25 protein-coding genes and 2 tRNA genes are annotated in these 17,895 nt (G+C 69.8%); 1 reads left to right on the forward strand and 26 read right to left on the reverse strand.

Translation table 11 applies throughout. The annotated features are described in order from the left end of the window. The first annotated feature begins 7 nt into the window (after positions 1-7). Entirely contained in the window at positions 8-652 is a 645-nt protein-coding gene (locus ABZ928_RS20665) for a nitroreductase family protein (protein ID WP_361520625.1), read from the forward strand. A 325-nt stretch (positions 653-977) separates the two neighbouring features. Here ABZ928_RS20665 and ABZ928_RS20670 read toward each other — a convergent pair whose 3' ends face one another. From ABZ928_RS20670 to ABZ928_RS20795, 26 genes are all read right to left on the reverse strand, one after another. Beyond that, positions 978-1,475 carry a single-stranded DNA-binding protein gene (locus ABZ928_RS20670; RefSeq protein WP_361520627.1) on the reverse strand — a complete coding sequence of 166 codons (498 nt, stop codon included), beginning with the start codon at positions 1,473-1,475 and terminating at the stop codon, positions 978-980. Positions 1,476-1,519: 44 nt separating this feature from the next. Next, positions 1,520-2,326, reverse strand: a complete 807-nt coding sequence (locus ABZ928_RS20675) for a hypothetical protein (RefSeq protein WP_361520630.1) — start codon at positions 2,324-2,326, stop codon at positions 1,520-1,522. Positions 2,327-2,355: 29 nt separating this feature from the next. Beyond that, entirely contained in the window at positions 2,356-2,967 is a 612-nt protein-coding gene (locus tag ABZ928_RS20680) for a cell envelope biogenesis protein OmpA (RefSeq protein WP_361520633.1), read from the reverse strand. 53 nt (positions 2,968-3,020) lie between these two features. After that, positions 3,021-3,641, reverse strand: coding sequence for a hypothetical protein (locus tag ABZ928_RS20685; RefSeq protein WP_361520636.1), 621 nt, complete (start codon positions 3,639-3,641; stop codon positions 3,021-3,023). 127 nt (positions 3,642-3,768) lie between these two features. Further along, positions 3,769-4,146, reverse strand: a complete 378-nt coding sequence (locus ABZ928_RS20690; RefSeq protein WP_361520639.1) for a hypothetical protein — start codon at positions 4,144-4,146, stop codon at positions 3,769-3,771. An 82-nt stretch (positions 4,147-4,228) separates the two neighbouring features. Next, positions 4,229-5,701, reverse strand: a complete 1,473-nt coding sequence (locus ABZ928_RS20695; RefSeq protein ID WP_361520641.1) for a ParB N-terminal domain-containing protein — start codon at positions 5,699-5,701, stop codon at positions 4,229-4,231. 704 nt (positions 5,702-6,405) lie between these two features. Continuing rightward, the gene (locus ABZ928_RS20700; RefSeq protein ID WP_361520644.1) at positions 6,406-6,645 is read right to left on the reverse strand and encodes a hypothetical protein; all 240 of its coding nucleotides are present in this window, start codon (positions 6,643-6,645) and stop codon (positions 6,406-6,408) included. A gap of 59 nt (positions 6,646-6,704) precedes the next feature. After that, positions 6,705-7,049 (reverse strand): hypothetical protein, encoded by a 345-nt coding sequence (locus ABZ928_RS20705; protein ID WP_361520646.1) that lies wholly within the window; start codon positions 7,047-7,049, stop codon positions 6,705-6,707. Between the two features lie 186 nt (positions 7,050-7,235). Then, positions 7,236-8,102, reverse strand: a complete 867-nt coding sequence (locus tag ABZ928_RS20710) for a hypothetical protein (RefSeq protein WP_361520758.1) — start codon at positions 8,100-8,102, stop codon at positions 7,236-7,238. A gap of 166 nt (positions 8,103-8,268) precedes the next feature. Continuing rightward, a complete protein-coding gene (locus ABZ928_RS20715) occupies positions 8,269-8,544 on the reverse strand; it encodes a hypothetical protein (protein ID WP_361520648.1) in 276 nt (91 codons plus the stop codon). A gap of 135 nt (positions 8,545-8,679) precedes the next feature. Next, the gene (locus tag ABZ928_RS20720; RefSeq protein WP_361520650.1) at positions 8,680-8,979 is read right to left on the reverse strand and encodes a hypothetical protein; all 300 of its coding nucleotides are present in this window, start codon (positions 8,977-8,979) and stop codon (positions 8,680-8,682) included. A 39-nt stretch (positions 8,980-9,018) separates the two neighbouring features. Continuing rightward, positions 9,019-9,088, reverse strand: a tRNA-OTHER gene (locus ABZ928_RS20725). A gap of 180 nt (positions 9,089-9,268) precedes the next feature. Further along, positions 9,269-9,889 (reverse strand): transposase, encoded by a 621-nt coding sequence (locus ABZ928_RS20730; protein WP_361520652.1) that lies wholly within the window; start codon positions 9,887-9,889, stop codon positions 9,269-9,271. After that, entirely contained in the window at positions 9,859-10,383 is a 525-nt protein-coding gene (locus ABZ928_RS20735) for a helix-turn-helix domain-containing protein (protein ID WP_361520655.1), read from the reverse strand. The genes ABZ928_RS20730 and ABZ928_RS20735 overlap by 31 nt, the downstream gene beginning before the upstream one ends. A gap of 45 nt (positions 10,384-10,428) precedes the next feature. Next, positions 10,429-10,746 carry a hypothetical protein gene (locus ABZ928_RS20740; RefSeq protein WP_361520658.1) on the reverse strand — a complete coding sequence of 106 codons (318 nt, stop codon included), beginning with the start codon at positions 10,744-10,746 and terminating at the stop codon, positions 10,429-10,431. A 32-nt stretch (positions 10,747-10,778) separates the two neighbouring features. Then, positions 10,779-10,852 (reverse strand) — tRNA-Ile (locus ABZ928_RS20745). A gap of 344 nt (positions 10,853-11,196) precedes the next feature. After that, a complete protein-coding gene (locus ABZ928_RS20750; protein ID WP_361520659.1) occupies positions 11,197-11,862 on the reverse strand; it encodes a hypothetical protein in 666 nt (221 codons plus the stop codon). A gap of 123 nt (positions 11,863-11,985) precedes the next feature. Continuing rightward, the gene (locus ABZ928_RS20755; protein ID WP_361520662.1) at positions 11,986-12,177 is read right to left on the reverse strand and encodes a hypothetical protein; all 192 of its coding nucleotides are present in this window, start codon (positions 12,175-12,177) and stop codon (positions 11,986-11,988) included. Positions 12,178-12,466: 289 nt separating this feature from the next. Beyond that, entirely contained in the window at positions 12,467-12,796 is a 330-nt protein-coding gene (locus ABZ928_RS20760; protein WP_361520664.1) for a hypothetical protein, read from the reverse strand. Positions 12,797-12,967: 171 nt separating this feature from the next. Then, positions 12,968-13,174: a hypothetical protein gene (locus ABZ928_RS20765; protein ID WP_361520666.1), complete on the reverse strand. Its 207-nt coding sequence runs from the start codon at positions 13,172-13,174 to the stop codon at positions 12,968-12,970. Then, a complete protein-coding gene (locus ABZ928_RS20770) occupies positions 13,171-13,644 on the reverse strand; it encodes a hypothetical protein (protein ID WP_361520669.1) in 474 nt (157 codons plus the stop codon). The genes ABZ928_RS20765 and ABZ928_RS20770 overlap by 4 nt, the downstream gene beginning before the upstream one ends. Continuing rightward, entirely contained in the window at positions 13,637-14,125 is a 489-nt protein-coding gene (locus tag ABZ928_RS20775; RefSeq protein WP_361520672.1) for a hypothetical protein, read from the reverse strand. Before ABZ928_RS20775 ends, ABZ928_RS20770 begins: the two co-directional genes overlap by 8 nt. A gap of 245 nt (positions 14,126-14,370) precedes the next feature. Next, positions 14,371-15,549 (reverse strand): DUF932 domain-containing protein, encoded by a 1,179-nt coding sequence (locus ABZ928_RS20780; protein ID WP_361520674.1) that lies wholly within the window; start codon positions 15,547-15,549, stop codon positions 14,371-14,373. A gap of 115 nt (positions 15,550-15,664) precedes the next feature. Beyond that, a complete protein-coding gene (locus tag ABZ928_RS20785) occupies positions 15,665-16,180 on the reverse strand; it encodes a hypothetical protein (protein ID WP_361520676.1) in 516 nt (171 codons plus the stop codon). 95 nt (positions 16,181-16,275) lie between these two features. Continuing rightward, complete coding sequence (locus ABZ928_RS20790) at positions 16,276-16,647, reverse strand: hypothetical protein (RefSeq protein ID WP_361520678.1); 372 nt, start codon at positions 16,645-16,647, stop codon at positions 16,276-16,278. Between the two features lie 89 nt (positions 16,648-16,736). Next, positions 16,737-17,108: a hypothetical protein gene (locus ABZ928_RS20795; protein WP_361520680.1), complete on the reverse strand. Its 372-nt coding sequence runs from the start codon at positions 17,106-17,108 to the stop codon at positions 16,737-16,739. Between the last annotated feature and the right edge of the window lie 787 nt (positions 17,109-17,895).

Below are 17,895 nucleotides of genomic sequence, written 5' to 3' on the forward strand. Positions count from 1 at the left end.
TCAACACATGCCTGTCGACCTCTCTTCCGACGAACTCCTGTCGACCACCCGGGCGGTCCGTCACCGCCTCGACTTCACCCGGCCCGTGCCTCGCCAACTGCTGGAGGAATGTGTGGACTTGGCGGTCCAGGCCCCGACCGGCCGCAACCGCCAGCGCTGGCACTTCGTGATCGTGACCGACCCCGAGCGGCGGGCCGCGCTGGCCGAGGTGTGGCGCGACGGCATGCGCACGCCGGGCGTCTCCGACCCCGTCCCCGAACAGGACGTGCGCCGAGCCCACGTGGCGCACATGGAACGGGTGTACTCCGGCGCCGCCCATCTCTACCAGCACATCCACGAGGTTCCGGCGATTGTCGTGCCCTGTGTGGAGGGTCGCACCGACAACGCGCCCATCCTGAAGCAGGCCGGCACCTGGGGCTCAATCCTCCCTGCCGTCTGGAGCTTCATGCTCGCCGCCCGCGCCCGCGGCCTCGGCAGCTGCTGGACCACCGGCAACCTAGTCCACGAGAAGGAGTCGGCCCGCGTCCTCGGGATCCCCTACGACGACGTCATGCAGGCGGCGTTCATCCCGGTGGCGTTCACCCTCGGCACCGACTTCCGCCCGGCCCGCCGCATCCCGAGGGAGCAGGTGCTGCACTGGGACACCTGGTGAACAGGCGGCACACACCTGCTACGCCGGTCCCGGACTCCTTGATGGACTGGGGATCGTCGGTGCAGAGGTGACCGGCCCCTAGCCGGTGACCGAACACCTGCCAGCCCGGGCGAGGGTGTTGGGGCTGATCGCCCTACGGGCCAGTCGTCGTGATGGCCGCACGGGCGAAAAAGTGCTATCTGGCGGACAGGGCGCGTGCGGGCATGGGTGGCCGGGCCTTTCGGGCAGGGCGCGGCACCGGCAGGCGGACCGGTGCCGCGCCGGGGGCGGGCGAAGGGGAAGTGGTCAGCGGCCGGCGGGAAGGGGTGCCGTCGGCGGCTGCGGTTCAGTGGCCGGGCTGGGACCGGTTGGCGGACCGCTGCTGCTCCCACCGGGCGGGTGGGCTGCCCGGTCGCCCGGTGTCCGGTCGGGACGCAGCGGCGGGCTGAGGCGCCGGGGGAGCGGTAACAGCGGGAGCGGTGACAGGGCGGGCGGCGATCGGGCTGGGCAGGCTGGTCTCGGTGTAGGCGATGCGCCTGCGCAGGCTGATGCCGAGGTCGTCGACGCTCAGGTAGATGGAGTCGTCCTTGACCCCGGTGATGCGCCCCTTGACCAGGACGCTGACCCCGTCGACGAGCGATTCGGCGGCGTTGCTGGCCAGGTCCCGCCAGGCGGTGCAGATGTAGGGGATCGGCTCCAGGTCACGCCACTTCTGCGCGGTGGCATCCCACTGCGTGGGGGTCTCGGTGAGGCGGAACCGGCAGACGGCGATGCCGTCTTGGGTGAAGCGGACTTCTACGCCACCGGCGACGGTGCCGGTCATGTGCGTGACGGACGGGGCCATGCGAACACCTCCTATTTAAAATAATAGTGTCTTTCGAAGGATGGTCAACCCTCCTGTCGGCGCTTCCCGCCGCGGGAGAGTGCGGTACGGCGGGTGAGGCGCCGGAAGCGTGCTTTCCATCCGGTCGGCTGCGCCGGGGCCGGCGGCGGGGTGAGGTTGTCGAACACCGTGGCGTCCTCGATCTCCACCAGCAGCGGGATTGTGCTGTCGGCCCGGACCAACTGCTCGTCGGTGGTGTCCAGATGGACGGAGACCCGTACGGCCTGGCGGTCGGCGTCGAGGTAGGCGAACACGAGGATGCCCGCGATCTCCATGCAGGGAAGGCCCTCGTCGTCAGGTCCCCGCATCGCGTGGAACACCGCCGTGCTGTTCGCTGCCGCGCACTCCTCGGCGTCCGAGAGGCTGGGGTTTCGGGGTGCGAGCACGCAGCGGGAGATGTCCGCGTCGTACAGCGTGTAGCCCTCGATGTCCTCCCTGGACCCGTAGAAGAGGTCCACGGCCGTCCGGTCGTCGGCGGGCGGACGGAACGGGGCGCCGTCCTCGCCCGCCACGTCGTCCCAGGCGCTGCGCACGTGCTGTGCGAGCGAGGCGAGCGCGGAGGCCTCGTCGGCCCAGAGCGTGACCTCGTCACTGTGCCCATCCCACTGGCGCAGCAGCCACGCGCGGCCGGTCACCTGCGGGGTGAGGTTCTCCTCGACGGCGAAGCTGAAGCGGCTCAGCCACCCTTCGAGGATGCTGACGGTGTCCGCCCCCGGCCATTCGCCGGTGCGCTTTTGGAGGCCGTCCATCAGGTCGGCCAGATCGATGATGGCCCCGCCTGCGGGCGTGGCCGGGTCCGGTGTAATCGGCATGACGGTTTCCTTTCGTGGCGGCGGGGCGGTCAGGCCCCGTTCGTGAGGCTGTTGAAGAGGTCCATCAGGTGTTGCTGGTCGGGGGTGAGGGTCGCGGTGCGCAGCACGCGTCGGCGCAGGACGGGCACGTCGAGGCTGATGCCGGAGGGCACGTCGGGCCGCTCGGGCAGCGAGATCAGCTGGTAGTTCCGGGTGTGGATCATCCAGGCCTCGTACCGGTCGGCGGGGCTGCCGCTGCGGGCGGCGTGCCCCTCGTCCGTGGTGCGGGAGGGGCAGAGGCAGGACGGATCGGAGCACGGCCGTCCGGCCGGGTGGCGGGCCAGCACCGGGCTGCGGCGGTAGTGCGTGAGGGTGCCGTTCAGCATGGGGCAGTGGTCGGCGGTGTAGGGGAGGCACTCGGGGTGCAGCGCGGGTTCCGGGGAGCGGCCCTTGACGATGTCGGCGGGGCGCACGAGTAGGAAGCACCGCTCGTCGAGAGGGTGTTCGCAGATCTGGCACAGGCGCCGTAGGAAGGCGTTGATGGCCTTGTCGGCGTCGAGGACACCGAAGGCGGCGTGACCGTCGTGGATCAGGGTCACGTACGGCACGACCAGCCCGCCCGACAGCGGCCGGTGGGCACAGCGTTGGGGTATCGCGTGCATGGGAAGAGTTCCTTCGGATCGGGGGTGTGCCGCCAGGGCTCGGCTGCCGGGTGTCAGCTGCGGGCCGGTGGGGGAGGGTCGTCGGGGCCGTCGGTCAGGAGCGCTTCCCAGTGGGCGTAGCGGCAGCCGGTCGCGTCGTGCAGGCGCAGATGCAGCCAGTTGAGGTTGTCTCCGGCCCGGAGGACGGCCTCCGCGCCGATGGCGGCGGCCCGGGGGTAGATGGAGCCGTCGTCGGGGTCGACCAGGACGACGATCAGCCCTGGGCGGTGCGGCACGTGGCGGAGCGTGAAGGCGGTGTAGCTGCGGTCGTCCAGGAGCACGAGCGGCGCGCGCTGGTACTCCTCGGCGGTGAACAACGGCGATGGCAGGTGCAGGCGGGGGACCGGGCTGGACCGCAGGCCGACCGGATCGTCGTCGGTGCTGTCGCTGATCACCAGCACCGGGGCCTGCGGTCCCTCGCGGGGGGCTTGTGGTGGGGCGGACACGGCGATGCCACGTCGCTTTCGTGCGGACGGTGGCCAGGAAGGGGCCTCGGGAAAGGGAGAGTTGACGGCCCGCGGGCGGAGCAGCCGACGGCGGCCGCTCCGCCCGCAGGCGCCCGCCCAGCTGAGCGGGTAGAGCACCAGCGCGGGGAGGGCGGTGTCGGGGATGCGGCTCCCGTACAGCTCGCGCAAGGACGGGTCCGCCTTGAGCTCCTCCGGCAGCGGGAAGATGTCGCCGACGAGTTCGCTGTCGGTCGCCGCGTACTGGGGTGGGAGCGGTCCGGCCGGTTGATCGGCGGGGTGCGGGCGTGCGGGCCCGTCAGTCGTCCTCGGTCACGTCCAGGCAGGAGACGGGGACGCCGTTGCCCGGGAGCCGGAAGCGCGTCATGTCCTCGGGGATGCGGTACTTGGTGTTGCGCGGGTCGCGGCGCAGGGTGCGGGTGGACTCCTCGTCCAGCAGGAAGCGTGCGCGGCTGCCGGTGTGGTTGCGCTCCTGCACGGTGCCGGTGAGACCGCGCAGCAGGGCCGGGCGCAGCGAGTCGGTGATCCGTGCCCGGCGTCCGGGCACGAGACCGGCGAATGCTTCCTTGTCGATCGCGCTGAGCCGCAGTGCGGAGGCCTCCTGGACCTTCGCGACCTGGATCGCATCCGGCAGCTTGCCGATGAAGTCGAGGACCTCGTCCATGGTGACGGTCATGCCAGGTCGCCTCTCTGTGACGCGGGGGTGGGGGACCGGCCGGGCACGGGCGTGCCCGGCCGGGGCTTGCGGGGAGGTCCGGTCAGGCGGCGGCCTCGGGCCGGTGGCGGGCGACCGCCTGGTTCTCGACCTCGGACAGCCGGTAGCTGCCGTTGTCGTCCTGGCCGAGCGCTTCGAGGAGCAGCAGGTAGCGGGCCTGCCGCCCATTGAGGTGCGACCATGTCTTGGGCTCGCGGATGTCGTGCTCGCAGGCAGCGGCGATGTGCGCGAACAGCGCGTTCACGACGCGTGCCTTGGGCAGCTGCACCGCCGTCTTGGCCAGGTCCGCGTGCTCGGGCTCCTTGATGCCCAGGAAGCGGGCGACGGTCTCGGACTCGTGCTTGTCGGCCCAGGAGCTGTAGAAGTACGGGACGGTGAGCACGATCTCCTGCGCGAAGACGCGGGCCGCATCCGGCAGGGTCTTCTGGCGCACGAGCCGGGCGATGAAGTCCTGACGGGGACCGGCGGCGGCCTTCCACGCCCGGTTGCAGGCGATGACCTTGCGGCGTTCCTCCGCCCGCTGCTCGTCCTCCTGCGTCCTGGGCTTCTTCGGCTGCGGGCGGACCTTGTGACCGTGTGCGGCCGGGTCGGAGCAGTGCCACACGGGCTGGTGCTCGTCATCGAGCCGGGCACTGTGGCCGGGGCAGTTCTTGTGGTTGACCTCGGTAAGCGGATTGCCCAGCCCGGTGGTCAGCTCGGCCAGCGGCCTGGACGTGTCCTTCTGCCCCCAGCCCGGCTGCCCCAGCAGCGGGATGTCCGCCTTCCTGAGGTCTTCCTCAGCCTTGGTCCGGGCGTCGTCGTCGGCCTGCTCGGCCTTGAGCAGCGCCAACTCCTGGTCCCAGTGGCCGCGCCCGCCGTTGCCCTCCTCGTGGTCACGCCCCAGCGCGCGCAGCAGACGGCGCTCCGCACCGGGCACGTTCTCGACCTCGGCGAGCTGGGCGGTCTGCTCCAGGTCCATGCCTTCGGCCGTTGCCCGCCTGAGGGTGGCGTCGTCGAGCCGCTGCGCCGTCTTGGCATGCGTGGCCGCGTCGCGGCTGACGCCGAGAGCCCTGGTGGCCTGGCGCCGCTCGACGTCGCTCATGTCGATCAGGGACAGCTCCTGCGACCTCAGGATGTCGCGCTCGCTCATCCCCTCGCGGTGCTTGTTCTCGACCAGGGACAAAAACCGGGTCCAGCCGTCACGGCCGACCAGGTCTTCCCGCACGTGCGCCTTGATCCTGCGCACCGGGCGGCCGTCCTGTTCGGCGGTGTCGTTGGCGATCTGCTGTGCCTGCGCACGCCGCCAGCCCTTGAACGCGCCGTAGGTGCCGTCGGGCCGGGGCCGGACACTGATGCTCTCCTCGACACCGATCTCCTTGACAGAGGCGATCAGCTCCTCGTCCGGCTCGGTGTCGGTCTCGCGGGCGTTCTGCTCGTCACGCACCACCTGTGCCGGATCGAGCAGGACGATCTGCGGCGCGACTTCCTCCTCGTGCGTGACGGGTTCGGTGGACTGGGCCGAGACGGCGGTGGCCATAGAGCTCTCCTTCTCCTTGCCTGTTCGGCGCAATGGGGCGGTTGGGGTGTCACCCTCTCGCTTTAAATGCAATAATAGTGTGCATACGGGTGAGGGGTAGATGCCATCTGACCTGCGCAAACGCGGCTTCTGGGGGGTGATGGTCAGTGCAGCGGTCTCGGCCGACGGGTTCCGGCCTCAGCTCAGGTCGTGCACGATGTGCCAGCGCGGACCGGACAGGATCGTGACCCAGGTGCCTCACCTGCGGGAGCAGGGTGTCGGCTCGCTCGGCGCTGACCGGGAAAGAGGGAACTGCCCGGTACGTGTTGGGTCCGAGCTGGTCGTAACCTGCTTCGGGAAGGGTGTGCTCCTCGTCGCCGACCATGAACAACGGCACGCGGACGTCGGCAGGGTTCCCGCTGGCGGGGCGGTGTGTCTGGGCTCGCGGCGACTTGTCCGGCGCTGCCCGCTCTCGAACTCCTCGACGGCCTCGATCGTGGCCGTCGGGCTGGTGGCCGGCTCGTGTACCGCTCGCTCGGCTGCCGTAGAGGTGGCGTGGCTGCTGGGTGCGTATCCGTGGAGCCGGTCCACGGCCTGGTGGTGTCCCTCGTGTTCGGCTGCGGTGTACCGGACGGGCCGCTGCGGCCTGGGGCGGCGTCAGGGCATGGCGGAACTCCATCTGCGCAAGGGGCGGGAGGCGGCGGTGAAGGCCGACCGGGAGCCGGTCAGCTCCTGGGCAGCGGCCAGTAGGCGTGGAAGACGTAGTGGCCCAGGGCGCGCAGCAGGCCGGCGGTGTCGTCCACGGCTGCGGGGCCGAATGCGGCCGACCGGGTGTACGCCTCGATCTCGCTGTCCCAGGCGAACCCCCGGGCGGTGAGGGCCTGTTCGGTGACGGGTGTGCGGTCGCTGGAGGACTGGGGGGCGGCCACGAGGCCGTGCGCGGGGTCAGGTATGACGAGGAACACCGGGCTCCTTCCGTGCGGGCCGCCCGGGCAGGCGGCCCGCCGCCGGGGCGGACGGCTGGTCAGCGGGTGACGGTGACGGTGGGGTCGGCCTCCAGAACCCCGAGGGCGGCGCGGATCGAGGCGCGGGTCTGCGGGCTCGGGGCGGAGCGGGGGAAGTCCAGGGCGAGCACCGCGTCGTCCAGGTCGTTGTCGGACAGCGGCAGCGTGTATCCGGCGCGAAAGAGGGCGACCCCCGTAGCGGCGGCGACACGTGCGCGGTTGTAGGCGATGGCCTCCCCGGCCGTGACGTCGGTGCCTAGCGCTTCGCGCGCGGTGGGCGGCAGTTCCGCGATCCCGGCGCTGAACCGGCGGGCGGGAACACGGATGCGTGCTGGTCGCAGGGCGCGGCGCAGCGTGCGGAGCATCGAGACTCCTGGGGTTGGAAGGGGGGCCGCCACCTTGGATGAAACGGGGCAGTGGCGGCATCCTCCGGACTTAATGCTAATAATAGTGTTTGGTGCGGATGGGTGAACCCGCCCCTTGCCTGCTTGAACACACGGCATGCGGGTCCCTGACGACGGGTCAGGGGCACAGGGTGTGCGGGGCATCGTTCAGTGGTGGTGTCCCGGCGGCGGAGTGTCCGGTCCGAGGTCGGGCGGCACGCAGTAGTCGACGCCCGGCTCGGGGGCGACGGGGTCGCCGGAGTCGATGTCGGTGCAGTAGGCGTCGAAGACCTCTGCGGCAGTGAGGGGGGCGAGGTCTCCTGCTCGCAGCCGCCAGCCGTACACGCGGTCCGCGGAGCCGTGGGCGGTGGCCCGCATGACGAGTGCGCCGGGCAGGTCTGCCAGGCCGAGGGCGAGGACCGTGGTGAACTCCAGGGCCTCGGCGTCCTCGAAAAGGGCAGCGCCGTCGGCGCCCGTGGTCGCGTGCAGGACGGCGGCGAGTGCTTCCGGCGTTGCCGAGACGCTGCACACGAGGTGCTGGTCGCCTTCGCGGGCGGTGTCGAGGATGCGGACGAGCAGGTCGCGTGCGCGGACGAAGGCCTCGTGGCCGATGTCCTTGCCGCAGGAGGCGCAGGAGCCGAGGCGGGCCAGGAGGGTGGTGGCGTACTCCCAGGTGGCCTGGCGGACGGCTTCCTCGACCAGGGCGGGGATCAGGTCGGCCAGGGGCTGGCCGTCGTACGGGAGGGCCGGGCCCGTGGTGGCGAGTTCGGCGGTGAAGCGGGCGCGGCTGGACGCGCTGTCCGGGTCGAGGCCGGTGTCGGTGCAGAAGTCGGCGTACTCCTGCGGGTCGAACAGGGCGACCGTGGTGTGCGCGCCCTGCGAGGCGCGGCTGCTGAGAAGGTCCTCGAACGCTTTCAGGTAGTCCGCGAAGTCGGTGAAGGCGAAGGTGCGGTAGTGCCGCATGGCGCGGAAGTCGTGCTCGTCGGTCAGCAGGCCGATGGTGCCCGCGACTTCGCGGCGCAGGACGCGCCGCATGGTGAGGCGGTCGGCGGGCGCCGGACCTCCCCCTGCGCACGGTCGGTACTCGGAGGACTGGTGTGCGTGCATCACGTGCATGCCTTTCTCGTCGGTGAGGTGAAGGGGCCCGTGTCCGGCCGACCGGCGGGAGCAGTCGGCTGGCGCTGGCCGGTCGCCGGGGAGGTCAGGAGGTGGTGGTCCACAGCGGATAGTCGGACCGGAGTTCGACCGTCCAGCCGCGTCCCTGGAATACGGGCGTGTAGTGGTCGCCGCAGTGCTCGGTGACGATGGAGCTCACCGCCCGCGTGAACTCGTGGTTCGTGAGCCCGGAGGCGTTCTCGACCGTCGCGCACGGCTCGTCGGCTGTGATGGAGGGGCCCATGCCGGTGGGCGGGTAGCGGTACTCGAACATCTCGCCGTCGGCGTTGATCGTGTGGAACGTCCACTCACACCGCTTCATGGGGAAACCTTCCTGGCGCAGGGGCAGTCGGGCGGATCGGGCGGCGGGCCCCCGTCTCACAACATTAATAATAGTGTCATTTGCGTGAGTGGGAACCCGCCCCTGGCCTGCGAAACCGTTGACCGGTCGACTCGGTCATCGTTTGTCCTGGGCGTCGGCAGGGGCGGGGATCCAGCGCATCGCGTCGTCGGCCAGCGAGGCATCCACGGGCGCGGTCCCCTGAAGGTGGCGGTCGTTCGGTTCGTCGTCCTGGGCGTGGGCGTCGGTCCACTCGGCGGCGGCCTGTTCGGCGCCGAGGGCGCGCAGCAGGTCGGCCAGGGCGTCGACTTCGACGCATCCGAGGCTGGCGGCGACGTCGGACGTGATGACGTTGGTGCACCATGCGCCGGTGAACGCGTGGGCGACCTCGGCCGGGATGCTGACGGTGTCGGCCATCGTGCGCTCCGGTGGGCGGTCAGGTAGGTGTGGTGTGCGTGCCTGCGAGGGGATGTGAACCCCTGGCCACCCTCAAGTGGGGCCGCTCTACCGCTGAGCCTAGGCAGGCTTGGGGCCGCCGGTGCGGCGGCCGGGGAGGGCGGTCAGCGTCCGGCGATCTCGCGGAGCCGTTTCAGGGCGGTGGACGCGCCGACGTACCAGAACGTCTCGCTGGGCTCCAGGCCAAGGGCCTTGGCGGCAACGTCACAGATCAGGCGGCGTTCCCCGCCCCGCTCCGCGTAGACGCTCGCTAAGCGGCTTGGGTGAAGTTCGTTGCTGATTGTTGTCGGATTCGGTCTCGCTGCCGTGTCATGGCGCGGTCGACGGCTTCGCCGATGGCGTCGATGCTGGTCTGGGTGCGCTGCGGGTAGTCCTGGTACTTCGCCTGGCGCCAGACCAGTTCGATGTCGTTCAACTCCGGGCTGTAGGGCGGCAGGTAGAACAGGTCCACGCCGATCTTCTTCAGCTGACGGCGGCGGCCCTTGAACGCCTTGGCCACGTGTGCGGAAGCGTTGTCCAGCACGACCGTGCACGGCCGTCGCCGCTCCCAGACCGGCATGACATCGACGCCGAGGCCGTCCGCGGCCAGTTCCAGGACAGCCGCCCCGCCGCCCAGGCCCGCCAGGCGGACGAGGACGAACTCCAGCAGCATCCCGGCGTCGATCTTGCCGCTGGTGCGTTGCCAGACCAGGTCCGGCCGGGTGCCGACGATCTCCGCGCCGACCACGTTGACCCGGCGGTTCTTGGTGTCCTCCCTTGGCACCACGGCCCGCTCCCCGATGCGGGACCAGGTGTATCCGGTGGGCAGGGTCGGGGCGAACCCGCACTCGTCCAGGAAGATCAGATCCCGCCCGCCGGCGTTCGCCTCCATCCGTAAGTCCGTAAGTCCTCCAGCTGTGCCTTCGCGGCCTGCTGGAGGACGGGGTCGGCCTTGTGCCGCAGGCTGTCGCGGGTCCGTTTCCAGCGGAAGCCGTCGCGGCGCAGCAGCTCCCACAGCCAGTCGGCGGAGATCTCCACCCCGCGCTCCTCGCGCAGCCACTCACGCAGGGCGGGGACGGTCCAGGTGATGCCGGCCGCGGCGGACCGGTCCAGCAGTTCGGCCAGCGCGGCACGGTCCGCGCCGCCCAGCACCCTCGCCGGACGGCCCGGCCGCGGGGCATCGGGCAGCGCCTCGATCCCGCCGTAGTGGAAGCGGTGGACCGCCGCACGGACGGTGACCGGATTGCATTCCAGCAGGTCGGCGGCTGCGGGTGCGCTCATGCCGCGATCGAGGAAGCGGATGCACTCCGCCCGCTGCCGGGTGTAGGCGGTCAGATCACGGCGGGCCAGCAATGCGTGCAGGTCACGGCGCTGATCGTCAGTCAACTCAACACGGAGGCTCCTCGGCATGACGTCCCTCCCGAAGAACGCCTACCCAACACAACCAACTTCACCGAATCCGCTTAGAGCCTCGTACTCGTCGCCGTCATGGTCCATGCCGATGACCTCGACGGGCTCCTCATTGGGCAGGCATACGAGCGTCCAGCCGGTGACGTGAGCCGTCCATCCTGCTGCGCACAGTTGGGAACCGCACGCCGGAGCTTCCTCGGGGGCCAGGCGGAGGGCTTCGGGCAGGTATGCCCAGTTGTCCATGTTGAAGACGTCGGGCTGCGCCTCGATGGCGTCCAGGACGGCGGCCGCCACGTCGGCGGGTGTCTCGGGCTTCGGGGCGACCTCGGTGTCGGTCATCGCAACTCCAGTCATATGGAACGGTGTTGGAGTAGTGCTGGCGGGACTCGAACCCGCGACCTCAGGACTTATAAGATCCGCGCTCTGCCAACTGAGCTACAGCACCTCGGTGTTCGGTTCGCCAGGGCCGCGCTCGTTCCGGTCGGGCACGGCGCGGCCTCGCTCTCGGGCCAGGGCGGATGGAATGTCTCGGCTCTCAGGTCTGCCGGGGGCGGAGCAGGCGCTCGGGGCGGCAACCACCCTCGACTGCTAATAATAGTGTCGTTTTGTGGAGAGGGAACCCGCCCCTGACCTGCGCTTATTACTCCCGTGAAGCCTGGGCGAACGCGGCCAGCATGGAAATCACGGCGCTGGGCGCCCGGACGCTTCGGCCTGTACTCCCTCGCCGGAGGCGCCGACGAGCCCGCAGCCGGCGAAACCGGGAATGCCGCCGACTTGCGGGCGCCTCCCTCAGCTCTCCGCCGGAGCTGGGTTGGCCCGGATCACGGCCGTGATGGCCTTGATGGACGGGGTGTCGTGCTGACCCCTGCGGTCCGGCGTGACGCACAGCCCGGACCGGGTCCGGCGCGCGACGCCTGAAGCGACGAAATAGGGCAGGTCGTACTGCCACTTCCGGCCCCCGTCGGCCGGTCGGCCTACACGGAGGTTCAGGAGGAAACCCCCGTCAAGGGGCGCCCACGCCTGCTGTGTCTGCCAGCCGTGGGCCTCCGCGAGCGCGAACAGGACAGCAACCGGCTTCGGCAGGGCGTAGCCCTCGGGAGCCGTAGCCGTGATGCCTGCCTCCAACCGGTCCTGCGTGACATCACGGACGTGCCGCTCGGCCGGAGTCAGAACGCTGTCGCGCTCCAGGGCGGCGGCCAGGGTGACGGTCCGTCCGCTGTAGCGGCAGGTGATCCCGACGCCGTACGCGTCACGGATCACCGCACGCCGCGTGCCGTTCATGTCCCACGTCGACAGCGGCTCGTGCGTGGTCAGGACGTCGTTGCGGACGCTTGTTGTACTGCCGCACGGGCACGCCGTCTCCACGGTGCGCAGCAGTTCGTACCACACGTTCGGCAGGAGGATCGCGGGATCGTGCTTCTCCCCACTGGCGAGCTGTTCGCGCATGGTCGGCACGATGTTCTCCTCAGTCCCTGGTCTCTATCAGTTCGGGGCTGTCACGCCCTCCTCATACTTCTGATAATAGTGTCCTTCGAGGGAGTGTGAATCCTCCCCCTGACCTGCGCCTTCATCGGGCTGTCAGCGAGCGCCGACTAAGGACGGGCGGCAGCCGCGCGGGCGCCTGCGCTGCTGGGCACGCAGGGAGTCGGCCTCCGCCTGGGCGCGGCGGGCGCGCTCGTGCTCCTCGGCGGCCACATCGGCGCAGTAGGGGGCCCACCACTGCAACCCCCTGATCTTCTGGGTCAGCGAGTCGGGGCGGTCGGCCAGCATCAGCAGCAGGACCGGGTCCGGGGAGAAGGAGAGCCACCGTGCGGCGGTCCGCCAAGCGGCCTCGGCGGCCTTCCGCGCGGGCAGCGCGGTACGGGCTTCGCGCTCCAGGCGGACGGCTTCGGCCTGGTGGTAGGAGGCGGACCAGGTGAGGAAGCGCAGCAGGCCGGGAGTGTCGCGCTGCCGGGAGGCCTCCAGGATCGCGGGCAGGTCGGCACGCTGTGCGACGTGCTCGGCGCAACTGCGCAGGACGGCGGTGAGTACCGCTTCCGTCTTCTCCGACGGCGGGTGATCAGCGGCGGTCGACAGCGGATATACCGAGACCTGGGGGCGGTCGGTGTCGTCGCGGTAGAGGGTCAGGCTGCCGCGGTAGCCGGTGCGGCCGCGGGCGAGCCGGGAGGTCCTCGTCGGGGGCGGTGGTCTTGAAGGCGTTCACGGGGCCGAGACAGGCGCGTACGGCGGTGAACTGGTCCCAGCGGTGGGAGTCGGTGGTGCCGGTGACGTGCACGCTGCCGCGCATCGCCTCGCCCAGCTTGAACACGACCGCCTCGTCCTCGCGGGGGCCGGCGGTGGCGCGCACGGGGCCAGCGGGCGTGTCGATGGTCAGGTTCGGGCTGGTCATGGGCTGCGGCTCCTCGGGACGCGACCGGGTGGGCTGAGGGGGCGTGCCGCCCCGCGCTCGCCGAAGGGGGAGGGTGCGGGCGCGGGGCGGCGGTCGGCCAGTGGCGCGCTGGCCGGGGTGGCCGTCCACGCCCCTGTAGCGGGGGAGGGGCGTGGACGGCGTCTGTGGGGGTTACTCCTGCGGCGGCTTGTGTCGGCGGAGGTTGCCCCGGTCGGTCAGGCTGGGGCGGCGGCCACAGGGGCAGTCCGCGTAACGGCGGCCGTGCATCCTGAAGAACTTCCCGCCGAGTGCGTGACCGTTGACCTGCCCGGTCGTGCCGGAAACCGGCTCCTTGTTGGTGCAGTAGCCGTCCGGCGTGACGGCGGGCTTCTCGCTCATGAACGCTCCTCGGCGGCCGAGTGGGGGCGGTGCAGTACAGGGGCGTGACAGACCACGAGCGGCGCGGCGTTGTCGGGAGGGAGGGACGTGGCGGTCCTTTGGAGTTCGTCGGTGTCCATGGGGTGCAGCCACCCGTCACACACCTCCCACCCGCACGCGCGTATGCCAGCGTCGGCGGTCGTGGCGACCAGGACGGCGTCACGGATGGTGCTGTTCTCCAGGGCGAACGTCAGCAGCACGAAGAACTTCACGTACTCCTCGGCGGAGTGCTCCACGCGCCACGAACCCGGCTGGACGGACACGTACAGGTCGGCGCTCACCTCCGTGCCGTCCGTCCGCTCGGCGTTGATGTGCAGCTCGTGCCTCCCCTCACCGAGGGCCGGGAACAAGGCGGTCAGCGCGTGCAGGGCGCGGCCCATGGCGGACGCCGTGGCGGCGTTGTCGGGCCGTGGAAGCTGTGGCTCAGGCATGCGGGGCCTCCTCGTCGGAGTCGGGGAGCTGGATGAGCACGGGGGCGGGGTAGACCTCGCGCTCTACGGCGGCCGCATCGGGGCACGGAATGACGGCGGTCTGGAGGTCGTCCGCGTCCAGGGGGTGCAGCCACCCGTTATGCACGGACCAGCCGCACGCGCGGGGGTTGGGCTCGGCGGCCGTGGTCGCGATCAGGACGGCGCTGCGCATCGTGCTGCCCTCCAGCGCGAACACCAGCAGCATGCGGAAGGCGCAGAACTCGTCTTCGTCCAGGACGGCCAGGCGCAGCGGCTCCATGCCGATCGAGAGATCGGTTCGGCCCGTGACGAACGCGTTGTCGGTCCGCTCGGCCACGAGGTTCAGCGTGTGCTCACCGTCTCCGAGTGCCTGGAACACGGCGGAAAGGGCGGTCAGGGTACGGCTCATGGCGGCCGCGATGGCGTCGTCTCCGGGATGGGTGAGCTCCGGGCGTGCAGACATGAGGACTCCTTGCAGGGCGGGGCGGTGGGCGACGGAGGCCGGCCGCACTGCGCCCCTGGGCACGGGTGTTTTTGGGCGCGCGGGCGGCTCCGCCGACGCGTCGCGCTGCCGCTACGCGGCAGGGGGCTGGGCGGGCGCGCTCCGCGCTTCCTTGAGGGGCGGGGTTGCGCGCTCCCCGCGCTCTCGGATCGGCTGGGCCCGTGCGGGCCGGGCTGGGGGAGCTGCCCGGCCCGCACGGGGTTCTGTCAGCCGTGCGCGGCGGCGGCCGTGAGGGCGGGAACCGCGAGCGCTTCCAGGGCGGCGGCCTGGTCGGCGTCGGTGAGGGTCTGCGCGGTCGACGTGACGGCCTGCATCACGCCCCCGGCGGTCATCTGCCCGCCCCGGATGAAGTGGGCAAGGATCCGGTCCTTCGTCTCGTTGCCGATGCTGAGGGACTTGGTGACGTGCTCGATGGTCTTCGTCGGCTCGTCCAGTGTCTTCCCGGCGGCGGCCTCCATCTCGTGCACCTTGGCCTCGACGTACTCCTGCGACAGGAAGGTGCGTACGGCGTCGGCGGTCCTGGAGGTGATCAGCTCCAGCGTCTTGCGCTGGGTCTGGCCGGACCAGGACACAATGCCCTCGTCCTGCTTGCCTCCCAGATGCACGGCGCGCATGACGTCTTTGGTCTCGGTCAGGCCGTTGCGGCAGACCTGGATGACCGCGCGCGGGGTGATCGTGTAGGCCCCGGCTCCGACTTCGCTGTTGGTGATGACGAACCCGGCCGAGATCATCGGGAGTTCGTCACCGCTGCGGCCGTCGAACGGGGAGCGGTAGCCGCGCAGCAGGCTGCGGGCCTGGATCGCGACAGCCTCGGACTCGACGCGCACATACATGCGGCGGTCGGTGAGGTCGCACCCCGTGATCCGGGTGGGGTGCCCGGACTGCTGCACCCCGTCCAGGGCGGCGAGCAGGAGGTCAAGGTTGTCCATCAGCTTGTAGCTGTTGGACAGCAGCGCGCGGGCCACCCCCTCGCTGGGCGGCATACCGGGGCTGTTCTCGCCCCGGAACGCACGGAGCATGAAACGGCGCTCCGGCTCCTCACAGAGCCACCCGTTGACGTTCTCGTCCAGCAGCGCGACGTTGTCCGTGCGCATGCGGCGCAGGTAGGCCAGCGGGATGCGGAGCTTATCCGAGATCCCCTCGTCGGCAACGGCGGTGGGCCGGTAGACGCCGTCGACCTTCGTCACGCCGTCCTCGGTGAAGAGCGGCTCGACGCCTTCGACGTGCACGTTCCCCTCATGCATCCGCAGCGCGGACGCGGGAGCGATGACGTCCAGCTTCCGGCGCTGCCCGTCCTCCAGTATGCGGACCAGGTCGGACAGATCGGCATTGCGGGCGCCGGTGGGGGCGACGTTCGTCGCGCGCTCGGCGAACTGCTGAGTCATGCGGTTTCCCCTTCGCTGTTGGTCTGTGCGGGTCGGGGGGCGGAGCCATCACCCCCGAACAACCTCAATAATAGTGTTTATTGGGGGTGGGTGAACCCACCCCCAACCAGCACACTCACCCCATAACCCGGAACACCGGCAACGGCGTCAGGCTCGTCCGACGCGCACCCGTGACCATCCTGACCGGCACAACGCCGCGCATCTCGCACAAGTCGTAGCGCAACTCCGGCTCATCGCCGAACGGGTCGGCGTGAACGTGGATCGCCTGTACCCAGTACTCACTATGACGCTGGGTCACACTGCCGTGATAGTCGACCTTCTGCCACAGTCCGGGCTCGGTGAACTGCGACGGCGCTACCTGTACCGCCCGCAGTCCGGCGAGCATGCGCGTGACGGTCTCCTGGTCGACCGGAACACCTGCCACGGCCGGGGCGGTGTGGCCCGTGCGGACCCCCATCGCCCACCCCAACACGAAGAACGGCACGGCCGTGTCCAACTGCCGCTGAGACACCCCCAGGGCGTCAAGGTCGCTCACACCGCGCGCCAACTCCTGGAGCGCGTGCACGGCCTGCTCGTCCTCCGCCTGCGTCACCGGCTCACCGGTCCGGCTCATCATCTGCGTCTCTTCCATGATCCCTCCAGCCGGGCGCCCGAGGACGAAACACCGCCCCGGGCACCCACCCTGCTTGGGGAGCGGCGGACTCCGTCAGCCACTCCGATTGACCCTCAGCGGCCGACAATGGCCACGATGTTCTCCGACCAGTGGTAGTGCTCGAAGAAAGCGAGAGGGACAAGCGCGAACAGCCCGGCCAACAGATAGTCATCAGCCCTGGACCATGCGCGGTAAACCGCGTGGCCGACGCTCCTGCGCCATGTGATCTCTACCGTGATCTCGCACCCGAACACGCTGGGGTGGAATTCACGGTGAATCCGGCCCAACTTCCCTCCAGGACGCGACACATGCACGTGGTGCATCCCGTCGGCGCGCTCGGCGATCCTCTCGAACTTCCACGACTGCCCGGTGTCCGCACCCGCCTGCACACGAAGGGAGCGGCCCGCCTGGATTTCCTCGCCGGTCACACACGAAACGAGCTTCATGATCAGTTCCCCTTTTTTCCGATCACGTGGTGTGTGGCCCCCGGGAAACAGAGAAAGCCTTCCGCTGTTTCCCGGGGGATTGCTGCGGACTAACTCAGAAATCCGCGAGAGCTGAGGAATTCAGCCGTTATGAGCGCAATCCCGGGCGCCTTGTAGATCTGCGGGAAACGCCGCATCTCCACTTCGGTGCGCCCCGTCTCGTCCGGCTCGATGAGTTCGTGCACGAGCCGGTAAGGGCCGTCACCCGACGGCATTTCCAGCACTACCGGGCCAACCTTGGTGTCAAACCGAATCCCGGTGTAGTTCGCGTCGGAGTTGTGCACGATCTTCGCCCCCGCCCGCTGGCAAGCCAGAGGCAGCAAGTTTGCGACCGTGCGGGCCTGAATAGCCAGGCCGTTCATGGGGGCGTCGGTGCCGCCACGCACCCGCCGAACAATTCCGTCAGAGATCTTGATCTCCACGTTTTCCCCTTCGCTGGTCCCTTGCGGTTCCCGGGGGTCGCCTCCCCCGGTACGTCAAATAATAGTGTCTCTAACCCTTGGGTGGAACCCCTGTTGCACTGCGGGTTGCGCCGGATGTTGCGCCACGGCGTTGCGCTAGAGGTTGCGCTAGATGTTGCGCGACCCACGAGCCGGCTTCTACATCCCCCAGGTCACCCCACCCACCAAGCGTGGTACGCCTGCTGACATCCCCTCTGCTGCCGCTGCTCCCTGCCCGAAGTGAAGAAGAAGGATGGGGGCGGGCGTGGGCGGGCGCGACGGCATCGGGGATCGGGGGGCGAGATGACCCGTGTTGCGCGTCGGCGGGGCCGCCGCGCTGGAACCGGTACCGGACCGGTTGGGGGAGCGGGGCATGCGCCTTCGGGCGGCGCGTCATCCATGCGCATCACGCACTCAGGCCAAAAGTCACAGGGGAGCGACTATTCCCATGTCGCTTAATTCCATTGAGAATGGGGAGAATTGAGCGAGGCTCAAGTTTGGGATTATAGAAGGGGATTTGAGATTCCCTATCCCGGGATGACCGCTATTACGAATCGGGTTCATTTAGGGCAATTGATTGACCGTCATGAGGCAGGGGCAACTCCCGCTTCTAGGTGCGCTTCAGGAATTCGCGGAGCGAATTCCTGTGCCGGATTGCGGAGCAATCCGGCTATCGTCACGGAGTGACGATCCATCAACTCCCTTGCGGAGCAAGGGAGTTGGCCCGCCGCGTAGCGGCGGCGCGTCGTGTCTGCGGAGCAGACCGCGC

It is taken from the genome of Streptomyces sp. NPDC046909 (assembly GCF_040644695.1).
Lineage (GTDB): Bacteria > Actinomycetota > Actinomycetes > Streptomycetales > Streptomycetaceae > Streptomyces.

What these genes read in the sequence shown, in the direction of transcription:
- ABZ928_RS20675 (WP_361520630.1), bottom strand. Translation starts at nt 2,326, where the DNA reads ATGCCGATTACACCGGACCCGGCCACGCCCGCAGGCGGGGCCATCATC.
- ABZ928_RS20785 (WP_361520676.1), bottom strand. Translation starts at nt 16,180, where the DNA reads ATGGAAGAGACGCAGATGATGAGCCGGACCGGTGAGCCGGTGACGCAG.
- ABZ928_RS20765 (WP_361520666.1), bottom strand. Translation starts at nt 13,174, where the DNA reads ATGAGCGAGAAGCCCGCCGTCACGCCGGACGGCTACTGCACCAACAAG.
- ABZ928_RS20755 (WP_361520662.1), bottom strand. Translation starts at nt 12,177, where the DNA reads ATGCTGGCCGACCGCCCCGACTCGCTGACCCAGAAGATCAGGGGGTTG.
- ABZ928_RS20680 (WP_361520633.1), bottom strand. Translation starts at nt 2,967, where the DNA reads ATGCACGCGATACCCCAACGCTGTGCCCACCGGCCGCTGTCGGGCGGG.
- ABZ928_RS20695 (WP_361520641.1), bottom strand. Translation starts at nt 5,701, where the DNA reads ATGGCCACCGCCGTCTCGGCCCAGTCCACCGAACCCGTCACGCACGAG.
- ABZ928_RS20730 (WP_361520652.1), bottom strand. Translation starts at nt 9,889, where the DNA reads ATGGAGGCGAACGCCGGCGGGCGGGATCTGATCTTCCTGGACGAGTGC.
- ABZ928_RS20720 (WP_361520650.1), bottom strand. Translation starts at nt 8,979, where the DNA reads ATGGCCGACACCGTCAGCATCCCGGCCGAGGTCGCCCACGCGTTCACC.
- ABZ928_RS20710 (WP_361520758.1), bottom strand. Translation starts at nt 8,102, where the DNA reads ATGCGGCGCGTCCTGCGCCGCGAAGTCGCGGGCACCATCGGCCTGCTG.
- ABZ928_RS20740 (WP_361520658.1), bottom strand. Translation starts at nt 10,746, where the DNA reads ATGACCGACACCGAGGTCGCCCCGAAGCCCGAGACACCCGCCGACGTG.
- ABZ928_RS20690 (WP_361520639.1), bottom strand. Translation starts at nt 4,146, where the DNA reads ATGACCGTCACCATGGACGAGGTCCTCGACTTCATCGGCAAGCTGCCG.
- ABZ928_RS20760 (WP_361520664.1), bottom strand. Translation starts at nt 12,796, where the DNA reads ATGACCAGCCCGAACCTGACCATCGACACGCCCGCTGGCCCCGTGCGC.
- ABZ928_RS20790 (WP_361520678.1), bottom strand. Translation starts at nt 16,647, where the DNA reads ATGAAGCTCGTTTCGTGTGTGACCGGCGAGGAAATCCAGGCGGGCCGC.
- ABZ928_RS20775 (WP_361520672.1), bottom strand. Translation starts at nt 14,125, where the DNA reads ATGTCTGCACGCCCGGAGCTCACCCATCCCGGAGACGACGCCATCGCG.
- ABZ928_RS20670 (WP_361520627.1), bottom strand. Translation starts at nt 1,475, where the DNA reads ATGGCCCCGTCCGTCACGCACATGACCGGCACCGTCGCCGGTGGCGTA.
- ABZ928_RS20665 (WP_361520625.1), top strand. Translation starts at nt 8, where the DNA reads ATGCCTGTCGACCTCTCTTCCGACGAACTCCTGTCGACCACCCGGGCG.
- ABZ928_RS20705 (WP_361520646.1), bottom strand. Translation starts at nt 7,049, where the DNA reads ATGCTCCGCACGCTGCGCCGCGCCCTGCGACCAGCACGCATCCGTGTT.
- ABZ928_RS20715 (WP_361520648.1), bottom strand. Translation starts at nt 8,544, where the DNA reads ATGAAGCGGTGTGAGTGGACGTTCCACACGATCAACGCCGACGGCGAG.
- ABZ928_RS20770 (WP_361520669.1), bottom strand. Translation starts at nt 13,644, where the DNA reads ATGCCTGAGCCACAGCTTCCACGGCCCGACAACGCCGCCACGGCGTCC.
- ABZ928_RS20780 (WP_361520674.1), bottom strand. Translation starts at nt 15,549, where the DNA reads ATGACTCAGCAGTTCGCCGAGCGCGCGACGAACGTCGCCCCCACCGGC.